General features: G+C 35.2%; 17 protein-coding genes. 6 read left to right on the top strand and 11 right to left on the bottom strand.

Features of this window, described 5'->3' with window-relative positions; all coding sequences use genetic code 11:
* Positions 1 to 57: 57 nt before the first annotated feature.
* The 5 genes from LNP22_RS11940 to hemN all read left to right on the top strand — a co-directional run bounded on the left by LNP22_RS11940 (position 58) and on the right by hemN (position 4,708).
* Positions 58 to 1,686 carry an acyl-CoA carboxylase subunit beta gene (locus LNP22_RS11940; RefSeq protein WP_229973649.1) on the top strand — a complete coding sequence of 543 codons (1,629 nt, stop codon included), beginning with the start codon at positions 58 to 60 and terminating at the stop codon, positions 1,684 to 1,686.
* 122 nt (positions 1,687 to 1,808) lie between these two features.
* On the top strand, positions 1,809 to 2,231 hold the full coding sequence (locus LNP22_RS11935) for a DoxX family protein (protein WP_229973648.1): 423 nt from the start codon (positions 1,809 to 1,811) through the stop codon (positions 2,229 to 2,231).
* 66 nt (positions 2,232 to 2,297) lie between these two features.
* Positions 2,298 to 2,645 (top strand): hypothetical protein, encoded by a 348-nt coding sequence (locus LNP22_RS11930; RefSeq protein WP_229973647.1) that lies wholly within the window; start codon positions 2,298 to 2,300, stop codon positions 2,643 to 2,645.
* A gap of 104 nt (positions 2,646 to 2,749) precedes the next feature.
* On the top strand, positions 2,750 to 3,220 hold the full coding sequence (locus tag LNP22_RS11925; RefSeq protein WP_229973646.1) for a hypothetical protein: 471 nt from the start codon (positions 2,750 to 2,752) through the stop codon (positions 3,218 to 3,220).
* Between the two features lie 123 nt (positions 3,221 to 3,343).
* A complete protein-coding gene (gene hemN, locus LNP22_RS11920; RefSeq protein WP_229973645.1) occupies positions 3,344 to 4,708 on the top strand; it encodes an oxygen-independent coproporphyrinogen III oxidase in 1,365 nt (454 codons plus the stop codon).
* Here the strand turns inward: hemN and LNP22_RS11915 are convergent.
* The 8 genes from LNP22_RS11915 to LNP22_RS11880 all read right to left on the bottom strand — a co-directional run bounded on the left by LNP22_RS11915 (position 4,705) and on the right by LNP22_RS11880 (position 13,345).
* Positions 4,705 to 5,406, bottom strand: coding sequence for a sulfite exporter TauE/SafE family protein (locus LNP22_RS11915; RefSeq protein WP_229973644.1), 702 nt, complete (start codon positions 5,404 to 5,406; stop codon positions 4,705 to 4,707). The genes hemN and LNP22_RS11915 overlap by 4 nt on opposite strands.
* Before the next feature lie 10 nt (positions 5,407 to 5,416).
* Positions 5,417 to 5,866 (bottom strand): FixH family protein, encoded by a 450-nt coding sequence (locus tag LNP22_RS11910; RefSeq protein ID WP_210665640.1) that lies wholly within the window; start codon positions 5,864 to 5,866, stop codon positions 5,417 to 5,419.
* 12 nt (positions 5,867 to 5,878) lie between these two features.
* Positions 5,879 to 7,297, bottom strand: coding sequence for a cytochrome c oxidase accessory protein CcoG (gene ccoG / locus LNP22_RS11905; RefSeq protein WP_229973643.1), 1,419 nt, complete (start codon positions 7,295 to 7,297; stop codon positions 5,879 to 5,881).
* Positions 7,298 to 7,302: 5 nt separating this feature from the next.
* The gene (locus tag LNP22_RS11900; RefSeq protein WP_229973642.1) at positions 7,303 to 8,253 is read right to left on the bottom strand and encodes a cbb3-type cytochrome c oxidase N-terminal domain-containing protein; all 951 of its coding nucleotides are present in this window, start codon (positions 8,251 to 8,253) and stop codon (positions 7,303 to 7,305) included.
* A gap of 18 nt (positions 8,254 to 8,271) precedes the next feature.
* Entirely contained in the window at positions 8,272 to 8,451 is a 180-nt protein-coding gene (locus tag LNP22_RS11895; RefSeq protein WP_210665643.1) for a CcoQ/FixQ family Cbb3-type cytochrome c oxidase assembly chaperone, read from the bottom strand.
* A 3-nt stretch (positions 8,452 to 8,454) separates the two neighbouring features.
* On the bottom strand, positions 8,455 to 10,644 hold the full coding sequence (ccoN, locus tag LNP22_RS11890; RefSeq protein WP_229973641.1) for a cytochrome-c oxidase, cbb3-type subunit I: 2,190 nt from the start codon (positions 10,642 to 10,644) through the stop codon (positions 8,455 to 8,457).
* A gap of 2 nt (positions 10,645 to 10,646) precedes the next feature.
* A complete protein-coding gene (gene ccoS / locus LNP22_RS11885; protein ID WP_210665645.1) occupies positions 10,647 to 10,838 on the bottom strand; it encodes a cbb3-type cytochrome oxidase assembly protein CcoS in 192 nt (63 codons plus the stop codon).
* A 125-nt stretch (positions 10,839 to 10,963) separates the two neighbouring features.
* Positions 10,964 to 13,345: a heavy metal translocating P-type ATPase gene (locus LNP22_RS11880; RefSeq protein ID WP_229973640.1), complete on the bottom strand. Its 2,382-nt coding sequence runs from the start codon at positions 13,343 to 13,345 to the stop codon at positions 10,964 to 10,966.
* 206 nt (positions 13,346 to 13,551) lie between these two features.
* On the opposite strand from LNP22_RS11880, the gene LNP22_RS11875 reads away from it, so the two are divergent.
* Positions 13,552 to 14,238, top strand: coding sequence for a Crp/Fnr family transcriptional regulator (locus LNP22_RS11875; protein WP_229973639.1), 687 nt, complete (start codon positions 13,552 to 13,554; stop codon positions 14,236 to 14,238).
* Here the strand turns inward: LNP22_RS11875 and mazG are convergent.
* The 3 genes from mazG to def form a co-directional block, all read right to left on the bottom strand.
* Complete coding sequence (mazG, locus tag LNP22_RS11870) at positions 14,233 to 15,003, bottom strand: nucleoside triphosphate pyrophosphohydrolase (RefSeq protein ID WP_210665648.1); 771 nt, start codon at positions 15,001 to 15,003, stop codon at positions 14,233 to 14,235. The genes LNP22_RS11875 and mazG overlap by 6 nt on opposite strands.
* 100 nt (positions 15,004 to 15,103) lie before the next feature.
* Positions 15,104 to 15,583: a DUF5606 family protein gene (locus tag LNP22_RS11865; protein WP_229973638.1), complete on the bottom strand. Its 480-nt coding sequence runs from the start codon at positions 15,581 to 15,583 to the stop codon at positions 15,104 to 15,106.
* 67 nt (positions 15,584 to 15,650) lie between these two features.
* The gene (gene def / locus LNP22_RS11860) at positions 15,651 to 16,241 is read right to left on the bottom strand and encodes a peptide deformylase (RefSeq protein ID WP_210665650.1); all 591 of its coding nucleotides are present in this window, start codon (positions 16,239 to 16,241) and stop codon (positions 15,651 to 15,653) included.
* Positions 16,242 to 16,289: the final 48 nt, after the last annotated feature.

The raw sequence follows: 16,289 nt of genomic DNA, 5'->3' as shown, positions 1-16,289 counted from the left end.
TATTTCAATTGATTTTGTAAATTAGCGAACATTTTTTTATTAAAAACTCAATAGCACATGGATTTAAACTTCAATAAAAACGAAGATCACAATAAACTATTACTTTCTGACCTTAAACAGAAATTTGCTAAAGTAAAATTAGGCGGAGGAGAAAAACGAATCGAGAAATTACATGCCGAAGGCAAAATGACAGCCCGCGAACGCATTGATTATTTATTGGATGACAATTCGAAAAGCATTGAAATTGGAGGTTTTGTTGGAGAAGGAATGTATGCTGAACATGGCGGTTGCCCATCAGGAGGCGTTGTCATTAAAATAGGCTACATAAGAGGAAAACAATGTATTGTTGTGGCAAACGATGCTACCGTAAAAGCGGGTGCTTGGTTTCCCATTACTGGAAAGAAAAACTTACGTGCTCAAGAAATTGCGATGGAGAACAGAATTCCGATCATCTATTTGGTAGATAGTGCTGGTGTTTATTTGCCGCTTCAGGACGAAATATTTCCTGATAAAGAACATTTTGGACGCATTTTTAGAAACAATGCTCAAATGAGCAGCATGGGGATTACTCAAATTGCTGCTATCATGGGCAGCTGCGTTGCAGGCGGAGCCTATTTGCCTATTATGAGTGACGAAGCCTTGATTGTCGATAAAACAGGAAGTATTTTCCTTGCGGGAAGTTATCTCGTAAAAGCCGCTATTGGCGAAACAATTGATAACGAAACTTTGGGTGGAGCCACCACGCATTGCGAAATCTCGGGAGTGACCGATTACAAAGCAAAAGACGATGCAGATGCGCTTGACAAAATAAAAAATATTGTAGATAAAATAGGTGATTATGATAAAGCGGGCTACAGCCGTATTAAAGTCGAAAAACCCGCTCTTGAACCAAAGGATATTTACGGAATTCTTCCAAAAGCCCGAAATGAGCAATATGATATGATGGAAATCATCAATCGTCTGGTTGATAACTCAGAATTTGAAGCATACAAAGACGGTTACGGTCAAACTATTATAACAGGTTATGCCAGAATCGACGGTTGGGCAGTTGGTATTGTGGCCAATCAGCGAAAAGTTGTAAAAACGAAAAAAGGTGAAATGCAATTTGGCGGTGTTATTTACTCAGATAGTGCCGACAAAGCCACACGTTTTATCGCCAATTGTAATCAGAAAAAAATACCGCTGGTTTTTGTACAGGATGTAACTGGTTTCATGGTGGGCTCAAAATCTGAACATGGCGGAATCATCAAAGACGGTGCAAAAATGGTCAATGCCGTGAGCAATTCGGTGGTACCAAAATTTACGGTAATCGTAGGAAATTCTTATGGTGCAGGAAATTACGCCATGTGCGGAAAAGCCTTCGACCCAAGATTGATCTTTGCGTGGCCAAGTGCAGAACTTGCCGTAATGGGAGGAACTCAGGCTGCAAAAGTATTGGCGCAAATTGAAGCTTCTTCGCTTAAAGCGAAAGGACAAGTGGTAGACGAGGCTACAGAAGCCGAATTATTCTCTAAAATAAAAGCACGTTACGACGAGCAAACTTCTCCATACTATGCCGCATCAAGATTATGGACAGACGCTATTATTGACCCTCTTGATACCCGAACATGGATTTCTATGGGTATCGAAGCTGCCAACCATGCTCCTATTCAAAAACCATTTAATTTAGGTGTAATTCAAGTTTAAACATTTAACGGATTCCTAAAACAACTCAAATAAAATACAAAAAACTCATTTTCAGATACTTAAAAATAAATATTTAATTAAAAATTAGTAACTTAGCTTCTAATTTTTAATTAAATAGTATCATGGAAAATGTAAAAAGCTTGAATAAGTGGGCCAATGCGCACACTTATTTACCTGTTGATTTGGTACGTATTGCATTGGGTATTTTTTTATTTATGAAAGGAATTTCATTTGTGACAAACATTCAGTACTTGCATGATTTAATTTCACCGATTGATCAATTTGGTGGCGGAATGTTTCTTTTGCATTACATTGCACCAGCGCACATGATTGGCGGAATTATGATCGTTTTTGGATTGCTTACCCGTTGGGCAATTGCCGCTCAGTTACCCATTCTTTTTGGAGCAGTCTTGGTTAATTTTATGGGACAAATGCATTCACAAAGTTTAATTCTTGCTGTTGTGGTACTTATCATTTGCGTGTTTTTCTTATTTTATGGCAGCGGAAAACATTCAGCTGATTATTACTTCAAAATGCAACAATAATGCTTTTTAAGACTTATTTAGTAAATTAAATTTAGATTAATGTGTTTTATGAATTAAATTCGCCACATGAAGTGGATTCGTAAAACCATTATTTTTGTCTCACTCTTATTTGCCGCATTATTTGCTTTTCAAGCAGATCAAACTGCTATGGATAAACGTGATTCAGAAAAAAAAGAGAATACCTTCTCTGTTCACAATAGTGATGCTCTGGCTTTTATTCAGCCTCAGGCAAGTTTTCAACTTGTGGCCAGTGCAAAAACAAGTTATCCTGTCGTTCTCAAATGGTTTGAAGCTTTATTAATAGAAATCCCTGATTATCAATCCATATTATTTGCAAATAATTTTGCAAACCAATGCTTCAATCAAAGCAAAAAGCTTTCTATACTACTCTATCCTTTCCATTTTTTTTGGTAATTAAAGAATGAAATTTTACGGAGAATAAAAACTATTCTTCAAAAAAAAACGGTTTTACCCCTGTAAACTGTTGATCATTTTATTCAAAATTAATTCATAAACAAATGGATACATCTGTAACTATTATTGGTCTCGTGATTGCACTCATCGTGGCCATTCCTGTATATTTTTCTGCGCGCTCAACCGCCAACAATAAAGCAAAAATCAAAGAAATAAAGCAAAAATTTGACCCGTCTAATCTGCTTGACTTTGACCAAACCGAAGCGATAAACAATAAAGTGCTTACCCTTGATCATCAAAATAGAAAGTTTATTTTGATGAATTTTAATCCAAATAAAGAGGAAGCTTCTTTTGTCGATCTAAAAACTGTTTCTTCTTGTAAATTAATTCTAACGACTGAAGGAAATTCTAGTACGATTGTAAAAATTGATTTTGAATTTTTAGAAAAAGAAACATCCAAAAAAATCACCCTCCCTTTTTATGATTTTGATGATGATCGCATCAAACAAATTAGTGTATATCAGGATCATCAATTTGCCAAAAAATGGCTCAAAATCATTCAAAATTCTATTTAGTGTTCGTTATTTAATTCAAAGGAGAGGCTCAAAATTGAGTCTCTTTTTTTGTGCCTTTTTATGATAATTATCATTTTGATTACGAAAGGAACGTCTTACTTTTGAGCATCTTAAACTATTTTTATGAAAGTTTCTTTAACTCAAAAATACAATGTTCCAGGTCCCAGATACACCAGTTATCCCACTGTTCCGTATTGGAATGAGGCAGATTTTAATGATTCGAAATGGATAACATCGCTTCAAAAATCATTTGTTGAGAGCAATTCAGAAAACGGAATAAGTTTATACCTTCACCTACCTTTTTGCGAGAGTATGTGTACTTTTTGCGGATGCAACAAACGTATCACCAAAAATCATTCGGTAGAAGAAACATACATTAAGGCTCTTTTAAAAGAATGGAGTTTGTACTGCAAATTATTGCCTGAAAAACCACTTATCAAAGAAATTCATTTAGGTGGTGGGACACCCACTTTTTTTTCAAAAAATAACTTAGAGCATCTTATAAATGGGATCTTTAGTTATGCCAATAAAGCCGAAAATTACGAATTTAGTTTCGAAGGGCATCCTAATAACACGACTTACGAGCAACTTCAAAAATTATATAATTTAGGCTTTCGCCGAGTAAGTTTTGGAGTTCAGGATTATGCTTCAAAAGTACAAAAGGCCATCAACAGAATACAGCCGTTTCATAATGTTGCAAAAGTAACATTTTGGGCCAAAGAAATTGGTTACACTTCGATTGGTCATGATATCATTTTTGGACTACCTTTTCAAACCATGGAAGATGTTGTCGATACCATCGAAAAAACAAATTCTCTAAAACCAGACCGTCTGGCTTTTTACAGTTACGCTCATGTACCGTGGATAAAAGGAAACGGCCAACGTGGGTTTGATGAAAAAAACCTTCCAAAAGATGATGAGAAGAGAAAATTATACGAAATTGGTAAAACACTTTTATCTAAAAATGGCTATCACGAAATTGGTATGGATCATTTTGCTTTGTCTACCGATACTTTATACAAAGCTTCATTAAACAATAAATTACACCGAAATTTTATGGGTTATAGCGCCTCAAAAACACAATTGATGATTGGTTTGGGCGTTTCTTCTATTAGCGATAGCTGGTACAGTTTTGCACAAAATACCAAAAATTTAGAAGATTATTATCAATTATTAGAATGGGATAAATTACCAGTTTCTAAAGGACATATTTTGAGCAAAGAAGACCTGATTATACGCAAACATATTTTGAATTTGACCTGCCAATTTGAAACTACCTGGAACGATTCTGAAGGTTATTTTGATGATCTTGTAACCGTTTTAAACAGTTTGAGAGAAATGGAAAATGATCAGCTAGTTGTATTAGAAGAAAATAAACTTACGATTACTGAAGCTGGAAAAGCTTTTGTACGCAATGTGTGTATGGCTTTTGATTTGCATTTGAAAAGAAAATCGCCAGAAACCAATTTATTCTCTATGACAGTTTAATGACAATTAGGAACCTCCTGCACAAATAAAGTCATATTGGAAGGAGAAATATAAGGGATTCCCAACCCTAAACCTCTTAGAATAAACAAAATTCCGATGCATACAGTAACATACGGAATTACTTTCTGAATTTTATTGCGATAAGAAAGTTTTAGAACAGCATGTATGTAAACTACCAAGGTCATCAAAGGGATCGTTCCTAAACCAAACAAAACCATATACAAAACGCCCAAGTCTGCACTTTGCATAGCGATAGCACCAAATAAGGCGACATACACCATTCCGCAAGGCAGAAAACCATTGAGTAAACCAATTATAAAAAGTGATTTGTAGCTTTTGTTTTTGAATTGACTTCCTAAACTTGATTTAATTTTAGAAATAAGTTTATAAACTGGCTGCGAAAAATTATAATTGGCGAATGCTTTTTCTGGAATTAAAACAACCAAAATAATCGCCAATCCGATAAAAATAGACATTTTTTGCTGTAATCCTGCTAAGAAAAAACCTCTGCCCAATAATCCGAAAATTAATCCTATAGTAGCATAAGCGGTTATTCTGCCAAAATGATACGTACCAATTTGAAATGCTTTTTTGACTCCGTTTTGATTATCTACGGGTAACATCATAGCGATAGGGCCACACATTCCGATACAGTGAAAACTACTTATTATTCCGAATATAAAAGCTGAATACAACATTTTCTTTTCCTTAATTTACATAAACAACTTCTTTTGTCTGGTAACTTTTTTTGTCATATTGCCATTCAATAGTAACATCCCAACGACCTGCAATTAATTTTTTCTGCGGAATAAGCAAAACCGAATTATGTAAAGCAATTGGTGTATTAAAATCAAATTTCTTGTTAGATGGTCGATACAAAAGAACGTTCCCTTTTATATCATTACTTTTAAAACCATTTGGAAAAATAATTTTAACTCCTTCATTAGTAGCTACAATGGAAGGTTTTTCTTTTAGGTCCTGTGCGTTTTGTATGCGAACCATTTCGTCCTGAAAATGCGAATCATGCTTGTAATATTCTTCTACAACCAGATCATTATCGTATTTAGAATTGGACTGTACTTCGAAAACAAAGTATAAAATAAACGTCATAAAAAGTCCGAAAGCAATGACAATTCCTGTTCCCCAATTGATTTTCATAATAATATTTTTTTAGTTAAAACTTCGTGGACCTAAAAAGTTTGTAGAAGCAGTTTCAAGCAGTTTATTACCTTCATAAACGCCAATTTTTACAGGAGTTTTGTCACTTTCTAAAAGAGCCTGATCTATTTCTATAAAAAGTGTTCCTTGCGAAATACCTTCTTTTTTTAGTGCAAAATGTTCCTTTCCGACATTTTGTATCTTCCCAACTTGATCAATAAGCTTAAAATGAATATCCGTGTAATCTTTCATCGTTTTATTGACAATTTTATAGGTATACACATTACTAATTTTATCTCCTTTGTGCTGAAAAAGCTGGCCCGGTAAACGTAAAATAATTGCCTGAACATCATTTCTTAAAAATAACATTCCCACAAAAACCGTCAATAAAATGCATAAAACTGCTGTATATCCTTTCATTCTGGTGGTAAACTTGAAAGGTGCTTTTTTCTCAATTTCATCTTCAGATGCATATCGAATAAGTCCTTTGGGCAAACCTACTGTTTCCATAATCGAATCGCATTCATCGATACATGCCGTACAATTGGTACATTCTAACTGGGTTCCGTTTCTAATATCGATGCCCATCGGGCAAACCAAAACACATTGGTGACAATCGATACAATCCCCTTTTCCGGTGGTTTCCCTGTCTTCTTGTTTCTTGAATTTTGCTCTTCCCAACTCTTTCTCTCCGCGGACAAAATCATAAGCCACATTGATCGATTTATTGTCTAAAAGTACGCCTTGCAACCTACCATAAGGGCAAGCAATGATGCAAACCTGCTCTCGAAACCATACAAAAACAAAATAAAAAACAGCGGTAAAAATGAGCAATGCAATAAAATTACTCGCTTGTGCAACAGGCCCCTGCTCGACCATTAAAAACAAAGTATCGCTTCCAACCAAATAGGCCAGAAAAACATTGGCTATGCCAAAAGATATTAGAAAAAAAACGGCCCATTTTAGCAATCTTTTTCTAATTTTTTCAGCATTCCATTCCTGCTTTGCTAATCGCGATTGTGCACCACGATCACCATCGATCCAATATTCAATTCGGCGAAAAACCATTTCTAGAAAAATCGTCTGCGGACAAATCCATCCGCAAAAAATCCTTCCGAAAACGACCGTAAATAATATGACAAACACAACGCCAACCAGCATTGAGATGACAAAAAGATAAAAATCCTGCGGCCAAAAAGGAAATCCAAAAATATTAAAACGACGTTCTAAAATATTGAACATCATAAATTGGTTTCCATTGATTTTTATAAATGGATTTGCGATTAAAATAGCCAGTAAAAAGTAGCTGACTATCTTTCGGTACTCATAAAATTTACCAGACGGTTTTTTGGGGAAAATAAATCTCCTTTTACCACCTTCGTCAATAGTTGCAATGGTATCTCTAAAAGCTTCGTCTGGTAAATTTGACATGATTGTTATTTTTTTACTTCTGTGTTATTTTCTGTTTTCTCTTCTGCATTTACTTCGGTAACTTCATTCTTTGCGGCACTTTCGTCTACCCATATTTCTCCATCCGGAGCTTTTGGGTCTTTTGGATTACTTCCTTGCAAAGACAAAATATAACTGGCGACTTTCTGGATTTCTTTAGGTTTTAATGTTCCTTTCCAGGAAATCATTCCTTTTCCATCGCGTCCTCCGTTGTTAATGGTGTGAAATAAATTCTTAATTCCGCCACCTAAAATCCAGCGATCATCAGTTAAATTTGGGCCAATTTGCCCTCCTCCATCTGATCTGTGACAGGCTGCGCAATTGTTTGCAAAAATTTCTTTTCCTGCATCTAAACTGGGTTTATCGGTAAGTAAAATAACTGTTTTTTCATCCATCAAATCCGGAGCTGTTTTTAGATATTCTTCAACATCAATCTTAGCCTGAGCCATTTCTTTTTTCAGTTCAACTTCCTGATTATCGCCACCAAAAACTTCATAACGGGCAAAATACACTACTCCGAAAATAATTCCAATGTAAAATAAGTATACCCACCAAGGTGGCAAATTGTTATCCAATTCTTTGATTCCGTCATAATCGTGATCCAGCAACAAAATAGACTCATTTTCAATAGGTTGTGTTTTGGTTAATCTATGCATCAGGCCTTTGTACCAGTCGCTTTCTTTTAAACTCAAACTATTTTTATAGGCCAATTGTTCTTTTTCCTCGGGTGTCATCAACTGAAATAGGATACGATTGACCGCACTTAGCGTAATTTCAATGGCAATTAAAACAAAAAGAAATACAGCCAAAAAAATTGACAACATAGGAAATTTGATAAAAGCGGCTCTGTCTCCAGAATCGATACAATATTCCATCAAACCAAAAACGAGGAAGAAAATCAGCGGTACTCGCACATATACTGGAAAAAATTTTTTCATATTCTAATACTTTTGAAATTATACAATATGATTTTCATCTAATGGAATCTCACTCATTTCCTGAATTTTCTCCTTTTTATAAGAGAAAACCCAGAAACCTAATCCCACAAAAAAGAAAAAGAAAATCAATAACGATAGAATGGGATAGACTTCGATACCCGAAATGGTCTCCATATTGTGTTTTATTTGTTCAAACATAGCCTAGTTATTAGTAGTTTTTTTGACCTTTATATCTGTTCCCAGCCTTTGTATATAAGCAATTAATGCTACAATTTCTCTTTCGTTCATAGGAACAAATTTTTCGCCTTTAGCAGCCGCTTTCTTTTTACTATCCTCATAACTTTTTACAAAATCAGGATCGTTTTCAAGGTTTTTTTCTATCGAAATTGCCTGTGCACGTAATGCTTGTTGGGCATTTGCAACTTCCTCTGGAGAATAAGGTACTCCTAATGTAACCATGGCTTGCATTTTCCTTTGAGTCAATGAAATATCCATTGGTTTATTATCAAACAACCATTTGTAACCTGGCATGATCGAACCTGCAGAAATACTCTGAGGGTTCCAGAAATGATTAAAATGCCAGTTATCATTGTACTTACCTCCTACTCGTAACAAATCTGGTCCCGTGCGTTTTGATCCCCAAAGAAATGGATGATCGTATACAAATTCTCCTGCTTTTGATTGTGGTCCGTAACGCTCTACCTCGCTTCTAAACGGCCTAACCGATTGAGAGTGACATCCTACACAACCTTCACGAATGTATAAATCACGCCCTTCTAATTCCAGTGGTGAATAGGGTTTTACACTAGAAATCGTAGGTATATTAGATTTTACCATCAACGTTGGAATAATCTGAATGATACCGCCTATTAAGATGGCAACAGTAGCCAGAATCGTTAACTGAATTGGTTTTCTTTCTAACCAGCTATGGAATTTTTCTCCACCAATTCTGCTTTTACTGATTTTTTGCAATGCTGGAGCCTGTGCCAATTCATCTTCAATAGTCTGACCTTTTCTAACGGTCATGATAATATTGTATACCAAAATGAACATTCCGATTAAATACAAAGTCCCTCCTATCGCTCTCATCCAGTACAAGGGCATAATTGTCGTTACTGTTTCAAGGAAATTCCCGTATTTCAGCGTTCCATCCGGATTAAACTGTTTCCACATCGAAGCCTGTTGAAAACCTGCCACATACATAGGAAGTGTATAAAAAATGATTCCCAAAGTACCAATCCAGAAATGGAAATTAGCCAATTTATTAGAGAACAATTTGCTTTTTGTTATTCTTGGAATCAACCAGTAAATGATACCAAAGGACATAAATCCGTTCCAAGCCAAAGCACCTACATGCACGTGTGCGACAATCCAATCTGTATAGTGTGCAATGGCGTTAACATTTTTTAATGATAACATCGGACCTTCAAAAGTTGCCATTCCGTAACCTGTAATCGCTACTACAAAAAACTTCAAAACCGGTTCCTCACGAACTTTGTCCCAAGCACCTCTTAGCGTCAACAATCCGTTGATCATACCACCCCATGAAGGAGCAATTAACATTACAGAAAATGCTACACCTAAATTTTGTGCCCAGTTGGGTAAAGCAGAATATAAAAGGTGGTGTGGTCCCGCCCAGATATAAATAAAAATTAAAGACCAAAAGTGAATAATTGACAAACGATACGAATAGATTGGGCGATTTGCCACTTTAGGAACAAAATAATACATCAATCCTAAAAATGGTGTAGTCAAAAAGAATGCTACTGCATTATGCCCGTACCACCATTGCACCAAAGCATCCTGAACTCCTGCATAAACTGAGTAACTTTTTAAGGCCGAAACCGGAAGTTCTATATTATTAAAAATATGTAAAACGGCAATTGTAACAAATGTGGCAATGTAAAACCATATAGCAACATACAAATGACGTTCTCTACGGCGCAACATCGTACCAATCATGTTGATCCCCATTACCACCCAAATGAGCGCTATGGCAATATCGATAGGCCACTCTAATTCGGCATATTCTTTAGAAGAAGTGTATCCTAGCGGCAGGGTAATCGCTGCAGCAACAATAATGAGCTGCCATCCCCAGAAGTGAAGATTACTCAAAAAATCACTGAACATTCTGGCCTTTAGCAATCGCTGCAGTGAATAATACATTCCCGCAAAAAAAGCGTTTCCTACGAAGGCAAAAATAACTGCATTGGTATGCAAAGGTCTTAATCGACCGTAGCTTAACCACGAAATCCCATCAGTCATGTTGGGAAAAAGATACATTAATGCCAGAGTAAGCCCCACTAACATCCCGACTACTCCGAAAAGGATAGTAGCATAAATGAATTTTTTTACAATTTTGTTGTCGTAATAAAACTGTTCCATTTCCATAATTAAACTTGTTTTTCTTCTGTTGATGAATTAATATTTGGTGCGGTAATTTTGGTTTCGTCGTCAAAAAGCATTCTGACCGAAGGAGTATAATCATCATCATATTGTCCCGATTTTACTGCTACGATAAAGGCAATAAAAAAACAAATGGCGATAAAAATACTTACTGTAATTAATAGATAAATGACACTCATACCTTAAATTTATGTTAACAAAATTACCTGCTTATGATCGATTAAAATATGATATTTATCATAGTCAAGATAATAGGCTCCATTTATAAAAAATAAACACAAAAAACTCATTATCATTTGTTTATTTATTTCCTGCTAGCGTAAAAATTACTCATTAGTGTTACAAAACTCACGATCGTTATTGTACTCAACGGCATAATGATTGCCGCCACCAAAGGCAATAAATTACCGGTTATGGCAAAAGAAAGCCCGATAACGTTGTACAGCAGCGATAAGACAAAACTCATTTTGATGATCTTAATCGAGTCCTGAGATAATTGCAGGAAATAATCCAATCGCGAAAACTCTGAGGCATCTAAAATGGCATCGCAAGCGGGAGAGAAAACGTTAACATTTTCGGATATTGAAATACCAACATTACTTTGTGCCAAAGCTCCGGCATCGTTTAAACCATCGCCCACCATCATCACGTTTTGCCCTTTTTCCTGCAATTGTCTTATAAATTCGAGCTTTTGTTCTGGCTTTTGATTAAATATCAATTCGGTATTTTTGGGCAATACTGCTTCTAAATTGACTCTTTCGCCATCATTATCTCCAGAAAGTACTTTGATTTGATACTTTTCGCTTAAAGCGAAAAACAATTTTTCGAGTCCGTCACGATACTGATTTTTAAAAGTATATTTACCGCAATAAATACCTCCTATTTTGATGTGAAGAGCCGTCTTCTCTATTTGAGATTCGTTCAAGATTGGGGCGCCAACGAAAGATGCAGAACCAATTTGAATCGTCTCATTTTCGACAGAAGCGACAATTCCTTTTCCGGTAATTTCCTCAAAATCATCAATTTTAAGTTTTTTAGTTTCGGGCAAAAAGTCATATAGCATTCGGCTTAGCGGATGATTTGAAGCCCGTAAAACATTCTTCAAAACGATTAAATTTTCATCCGAAAGAGGAACACCTTCATACGTGATATCCGATTTTTTATTGGTTGTAATAGTGCCGGTTTTATCAAAAACAATGGTATCTACTTTTGCTAATTGCTCGATAACCAAAGCATTTTTGAGATATAATTTTTGCTTGCCGAGAATTCTCAAAATATTTCCGAAGGTAAACGGAGCTGTGAGTGCCAAAGCGCAGGGGCATGCCACGATCAGTACCGCTGTAAAAACATTAAAAGCGATATTGGCATCAAAAAATATCCAATAACCAAAACCTGTAAAGGCGATCAATAATAAAATAGGCGTAAAATAACGGCTAATTGCATCGGTGATTGTTTTGTGTTTTTGAAGTACTTTTTTCTGAAAAATTTCGTTGCTCCACAATTGCGTCAGGTAACTTTGCGAAACCGAAAATAAGACTTCCATCTCGATAACTTTACCAATTTGCTTTCCTCCCGCAAAAACTTTATCTCCCGATTTTTTTTCTATAGAAACTGCTTCGCCTGTTACAAAGCTATAATCTATCTCGGCTTTTTCACTGATCAGAATACCATCAACTGGAATCAATTCCTGATTTCGAATGAGTAATCTGTTGCCTTTTTCGACATCATAAATAGGAACACTTTCTTCGGATGCATCCAAATTGATTCTGGTCACGGCGATAGGAAAATAGGATTTAAAGTCTCTTTCGAAACTTAAAAAACTATAGGTCTTAATTTGAAACATTTTACCTAGCAGCATGAAGAAAATCAGACCTGTCAAACTATCAAAAAAGCCCGATCCGTAGTTCATCACCACATCAAAAGTGCTTCGTACAAACATGACAATAATACCAAGAGCAATAGGAATATCAATATTTAACATCTTTGATTTGATGCTTTTATAGGCCGAAACATAATAGTCACTTGCCGAATACAAAAGACTTGGCAAGGATAATATAAAAATTAACCCTCTGAAAAAAGGCTTATAATTATCGAGCCAAAACTCTTTTATTTCGAAATATTCGGGAAACGAAAGCAGCATAATATTCCCAAAACAAAAAAATGCCATACCCAATTTATAGGTCAGTGTTCTGTCTACATTCTTTTGACCCGTTTCGTAATTTTCAAGGCTAATGTAAGGCTCATAACCAATTGAACTTAACATATAAACAATCGACTTGAGCGAAACCTGATCAGAATCAAACGTAATTCGTACTTTTTTTTCCGGAAAATTAACTTGTGAAGAGCTAATTCCAGATTGAATTCGGTTTAAGTTTTCGAGAATCCAAATGCATGAACTGCAATGAATATGCGGAATATTTAGTGATACAATGGCCGTATTTCCTTCCTGAAATTCGAGAACTTTAGACAAAATAGCTTCACTGTCTAAAAAGTCATATTTACCCTGAATATCCTGCGGAGTGGCACCCGGAGATTTTTCAAAATCGTAATAACACGTTAAATCGTGGAGACTGAAAATCTCGTAAACCGTTTTGCAACCCTGGCAACAAAACTTTTTTTCATCAAAATCGATTTCTTCATTTTTAAGAATGGTTAACCCACAATGAAAACAACTTTGCTCACTCATAATCTGGCTTTTTACTGCAGCAAATATTATAAAATGAAGGCATTATTAATATGACATTTATCATACTGCGCAAGTTTATAAATTGTAGTCCTGATTTTGAAAAAAGAGGAGAGTAAAATTTCCTTTTGAAATAATTTTAAATTTTTATGCTACAATTACTCGTGGACTTCTAATATTAGTTAATTTTGCAGTAAACAAATTTTACTATGAACAAGTGTGATCAATGTATCGTAAGGCAACTTTCTTCTCTAAAAGCATTGAATAAAGAAGAAGTTGTAAAATTGGCGAATAGTAAAACGACGCGAAAAATAAAGAAAGGTGATGCTATTTTTGAAGAAGGAGAAATCACCAACGGCGTTTTTTGTGTAAAAGATGGTGTTGGAAAACTATCTAAATTGAGTGCCAACGGTAAAGATCAGATTATAAAATTGGTAAAATCGGGAGAACTTCTCGGGCAGCGATCGATGATAAGCAACGAACCTGCCAACCTAAGTGCCAAAGCACTGGCTGATATGGAAGTGTGTTTTATTCCGAAGACCGAAATCATTGATTTTTTTAATAATAACAATCAGTTTTCGATGAATTTGATGCAATCTATTTGCGAAGATTTGAAAGAATCTGAAAACGATAAAATTGCACTGGTTCAAAAAACAGTAAAACAAAGATTGGCTGAAACATTATTGTATTTACACGATTCTTTTGGCGAAAATACTGATGAAACATTGATAGTTCAGCTGTCAAGAGAGGAGTTGGCAGGTATGATTGGTACCGCCACCGAAAGTTGTATTCGACTATTATCTGACTTTAATAAACTGAAATTGATTGAATTAGTTGGTAAAAAAATTGTCCTTAAAGACATAAAAGCATTAAAAAAACTAGCAGAACAATTATAACTTTTTGGCTTCATTCCAGAAGACATCCATTTCTGCCAAAGTCATATCCATCAAGGGTTTACCCAATTCTCCCGCTTTGCTTTCTAAGTATTGAAAACGCTTGATAAATTTTTTATTGGTGCGTTCCAGAGCATCTTCAGGGTTTACATTTAGAAATCTGGCATAATTGATCATCGAAAACAAAACATCGCCAAATTCAGCTTCAATTTTATCCTGATCACCGCTTTTTACCTCCACTTGCAATTCTTCTAATTCTTCTTGCACTTTTTCCCAAACTTGGTAAGGCTCTTCCCAATCAAAACCCACTCCTTTTACTTTGTCCTGAATTCGGCTTGCTTTTACCAAAGCAGGTAAACTTCTCGGAACACCTTCCAGAACAGACGTTTTGCCTTCTTTAAGTTTCAGTTTTTCCCAATTTTGTTTGACTTCCTCTTCATCTTTCACGACAGTGTCACTATAAATATGAGGATGACGATGTATTAATTTATCGCAAATCTCGTTGCACACGTCTGCGATATCAAAATCATTGGTTTCACTACCTATTTTTGCATAAAAAACAATATGCAACAACAGATCACCCAACTCTTTTTTTACTTCATTTAAATCATTGTCCAAAATTGCATCGCCCAATTCATAAGTTTCTTCAATAGTAAGATGCCTCAGGGTCTGCAAGGTTTGTTTTTTATCCCAAGGGCATTGATCACGCAGCTCATCCATGATAATTAATAATCTCTCGAAAGCCTTTAGCTGAAGTTCTTTGCTCATTTTGAAGTTTTTTTAAGTTGTAATCCTGATAATGTAAAAGTAAAAAATCCTGCTAAGAAAACATCTTAACAGGATTATTATATTTTGAAAGTAATACTTACTATTCTTCTTTTTTGGCTTTTGCTTTTTTGGCAGGCGCCTTTTTTGCTGGTTCTTCAGCTACGATTTCTTCAGACGTTGAAGCTGCTGCAGGAGCTTCATCTGTTACCAAACCTTTTGACTGAAGCGTATTGTACCAGTTTAATACTTTTTTAATATCAGAAGGATAAACTCTTTCTTCGTCGTATTCATGTAAAATTTCTTTAAAATAACCAGCCAAAGCAGTGTTGTCTTCTTTGTGAGACATCGCCTGACCTTTGTTTTCTTTTGTAGCAATGCGTTGCATTACTTCTGTTAAAGGTTTTTCGCCTTCGTAAGTATAAATTGAAATTTCAGACAATAAACTTACGTTACTTTTTAGGTTTACAGTAATTTTTTTACCGTCTGTTAATGATTCTGCCACAAAACCTGTACGAGTTTGCATTTTCAATACATATAAACCTGGTTTCCCAGAAATGGCTAAAATTTTGTCTAAATTCATGTTTATTATAATTAGTATTAAGAATTTGGTTTTTATATATTTTTTATTCTAATAAAAATTAGAACGATTATCTTCCTTTTTTAGCGGCGGCAAATTTCATTCGGTATTCCTGAAATGTTTTGCCTTCGGTAATATTTTTTAATTTCTTTTGAATCAAACGCTTTTTTAGTGATGATATTTTATCCGTAAATAAAATTCCTTCAATATGATCGTATTCGTGCTGAATAACTCTGGCAATCAAACCATCAAAAACCTCCGTTTTCATCACAAAATCTTCCTCACAATATTCAATTGTAACGGTTGGTTTTCTGTAAACATCTTCACGAACATCAGGAATACTCAAACATCCTTCGTTAAAACTCCACTCCTCACCTTCTTCTTTTATGATTTTGGCATTGATGAAAGTTTTTTTGAAACCTTTTAAATCTTTTTGATCATCGGCATCCAAATCTTCATCATCGCTAAAAGGAGTCGTATCAATAACGAACAAACGCAATGCCATCCCTACTTGTGGTGCAGCAAGACCTACTCCGTAAGCATTGTACATCGTCTCATACATATTTGCTATTGTCTCTTTTAAGTTTGGGTAGTCGGGCGCAATTACCGCTCCTACTTTTCTTAAAACTGGATCACCATATCCTACAATTGGTAAAATCATTTGTCTTTTTTTATGAATTATCTATCGAAAGCCCTGAATTTATTAAGC

This window comes from Flavobacterium flavipigmentatum (assembly GCF_020911905.1).
In the GTDB taxonomy this organism is placed as follows: domain Bacteria; phylum Bacteroidota; class Bacteroidia; order Flavobacteriales; family Flavobacteriaceae; genus Flavobacterium; species Flavobacterium flavipigmentatum.
The sequence above is the reverse complement of the archived record's forward strand: the minus strand, read 5'-3'. Positions and strand labels throughout refer to the sequence as shown.

Coding starts and splice junctions, on each gene's coding strand:
- LNP22_RS11940 (WP_229973649.1), top strand. CDS start 58: ATGGATTTAAACTTCAATAAAAACGAAGATCACAATAAACTATTACTT.
- LNP22_RS11935 (WP_229973648.1), top strand. CDS start 1,809: ATGGAAAATGTAAAAAGCTTGAATAAGTGGGCCAATGCGCACACTTAT.
- LNP22_RS11930 (WP_229973647.1), top strand. CDS start 2,298: ATGAAGTGGATTCGTAAAACCATTATTTTTGTCTCACTCTTATTTGCC.
- LNP22_RS11925 (WP_229973646.1), top strand. CDS start 2,750: ATGGATACATCTGTAACTATTATTGGTCTCGTGATTGCACTCATCGTG.
- hemN (WP_229973645.1), top strand. CDS start 3,344: ATGAAAGTTTCTTTAACTCAAAAATACAATGTTCCAGGTCCCAGATAC.
- LNP22_RS11915 (WP_229973644.1), bottom strand. CDS start 5,406: ATGTTGTATTCAGCTTTTATATTCGGAATAATAAGTAGTTTTCACTGT.
- LNP22_RS11910 (WP_210665640.1), bottom strand. CDS start 5,866: ATGAAAATCAATTGGGGAACAGGAATTGTCATTGCTTTCGGACTTTTT.
- ccoG (WP_229973643.1), bottom strand. CDS start 7,297: ATGTCAAATTTACCAGACGAAGCTTTTAGAGATACCATTGCAACTATT.
- LNP22_RS11900 (WP_229973642.1), bottom strand. CDS start 8,253: ATGAAAAAATTTTTTCCAGTATATGTGCGAGTACCGCTGATTTTCTTC.
- LNP22_RS11895 (WP_210665643.1), bottom strand. CDS start 8,451: ATGTTTGAACAAATAAAACACAATATGGAGACCATTTCGGGTATCGAA.
- ccoN (WP_229973641.1), bottom strand. CDS start 10,644: ATGGAAATGGAACAGTTTTATTACGACAACAAAATTGTAAAAAAATTC.
- ccoS (WP_210665645.1), bottom strand. CDS start 10,838: ATGAGTGTCATTTATCTATTAATTACAGTAAGTATTTTTATCGCCATT.
- LNP22_RS11880 (WP_229973640.1), bottom strand. CDS start 13,345: ATGAGTGAGCAAAGTTGTTTTCATTGTGGGTTAACCATTCTTAAAAAT.
- LNP22_RS11875 (WP_229973639.1), top strand. CDS start 13,552: ATGAACAAGTGTGATCAATGTATCGTAAGGCAACTTTCTTCTCTAAAA.
- mazG (WP_210665648.1), bottom strand. CDS start 15,003: ATGAGCAAAGAACTTCAGCTAAAGGCTTTCGAGAGATTATTAATTATC.
- LNP22_RS11865 (WP_229973638.1), bottom strand. CDS start 15,583: ATGAATTTAGACAAAATTTTAGCCATTTCTGGGAAACCAGGTTTATAT.
- def (WP_210665650.1), bottom strand. CDS start 16,241: ATGATTTTACCAATTGTAGGATATGGTGATCCAGTTTTAAGAAAAGTA.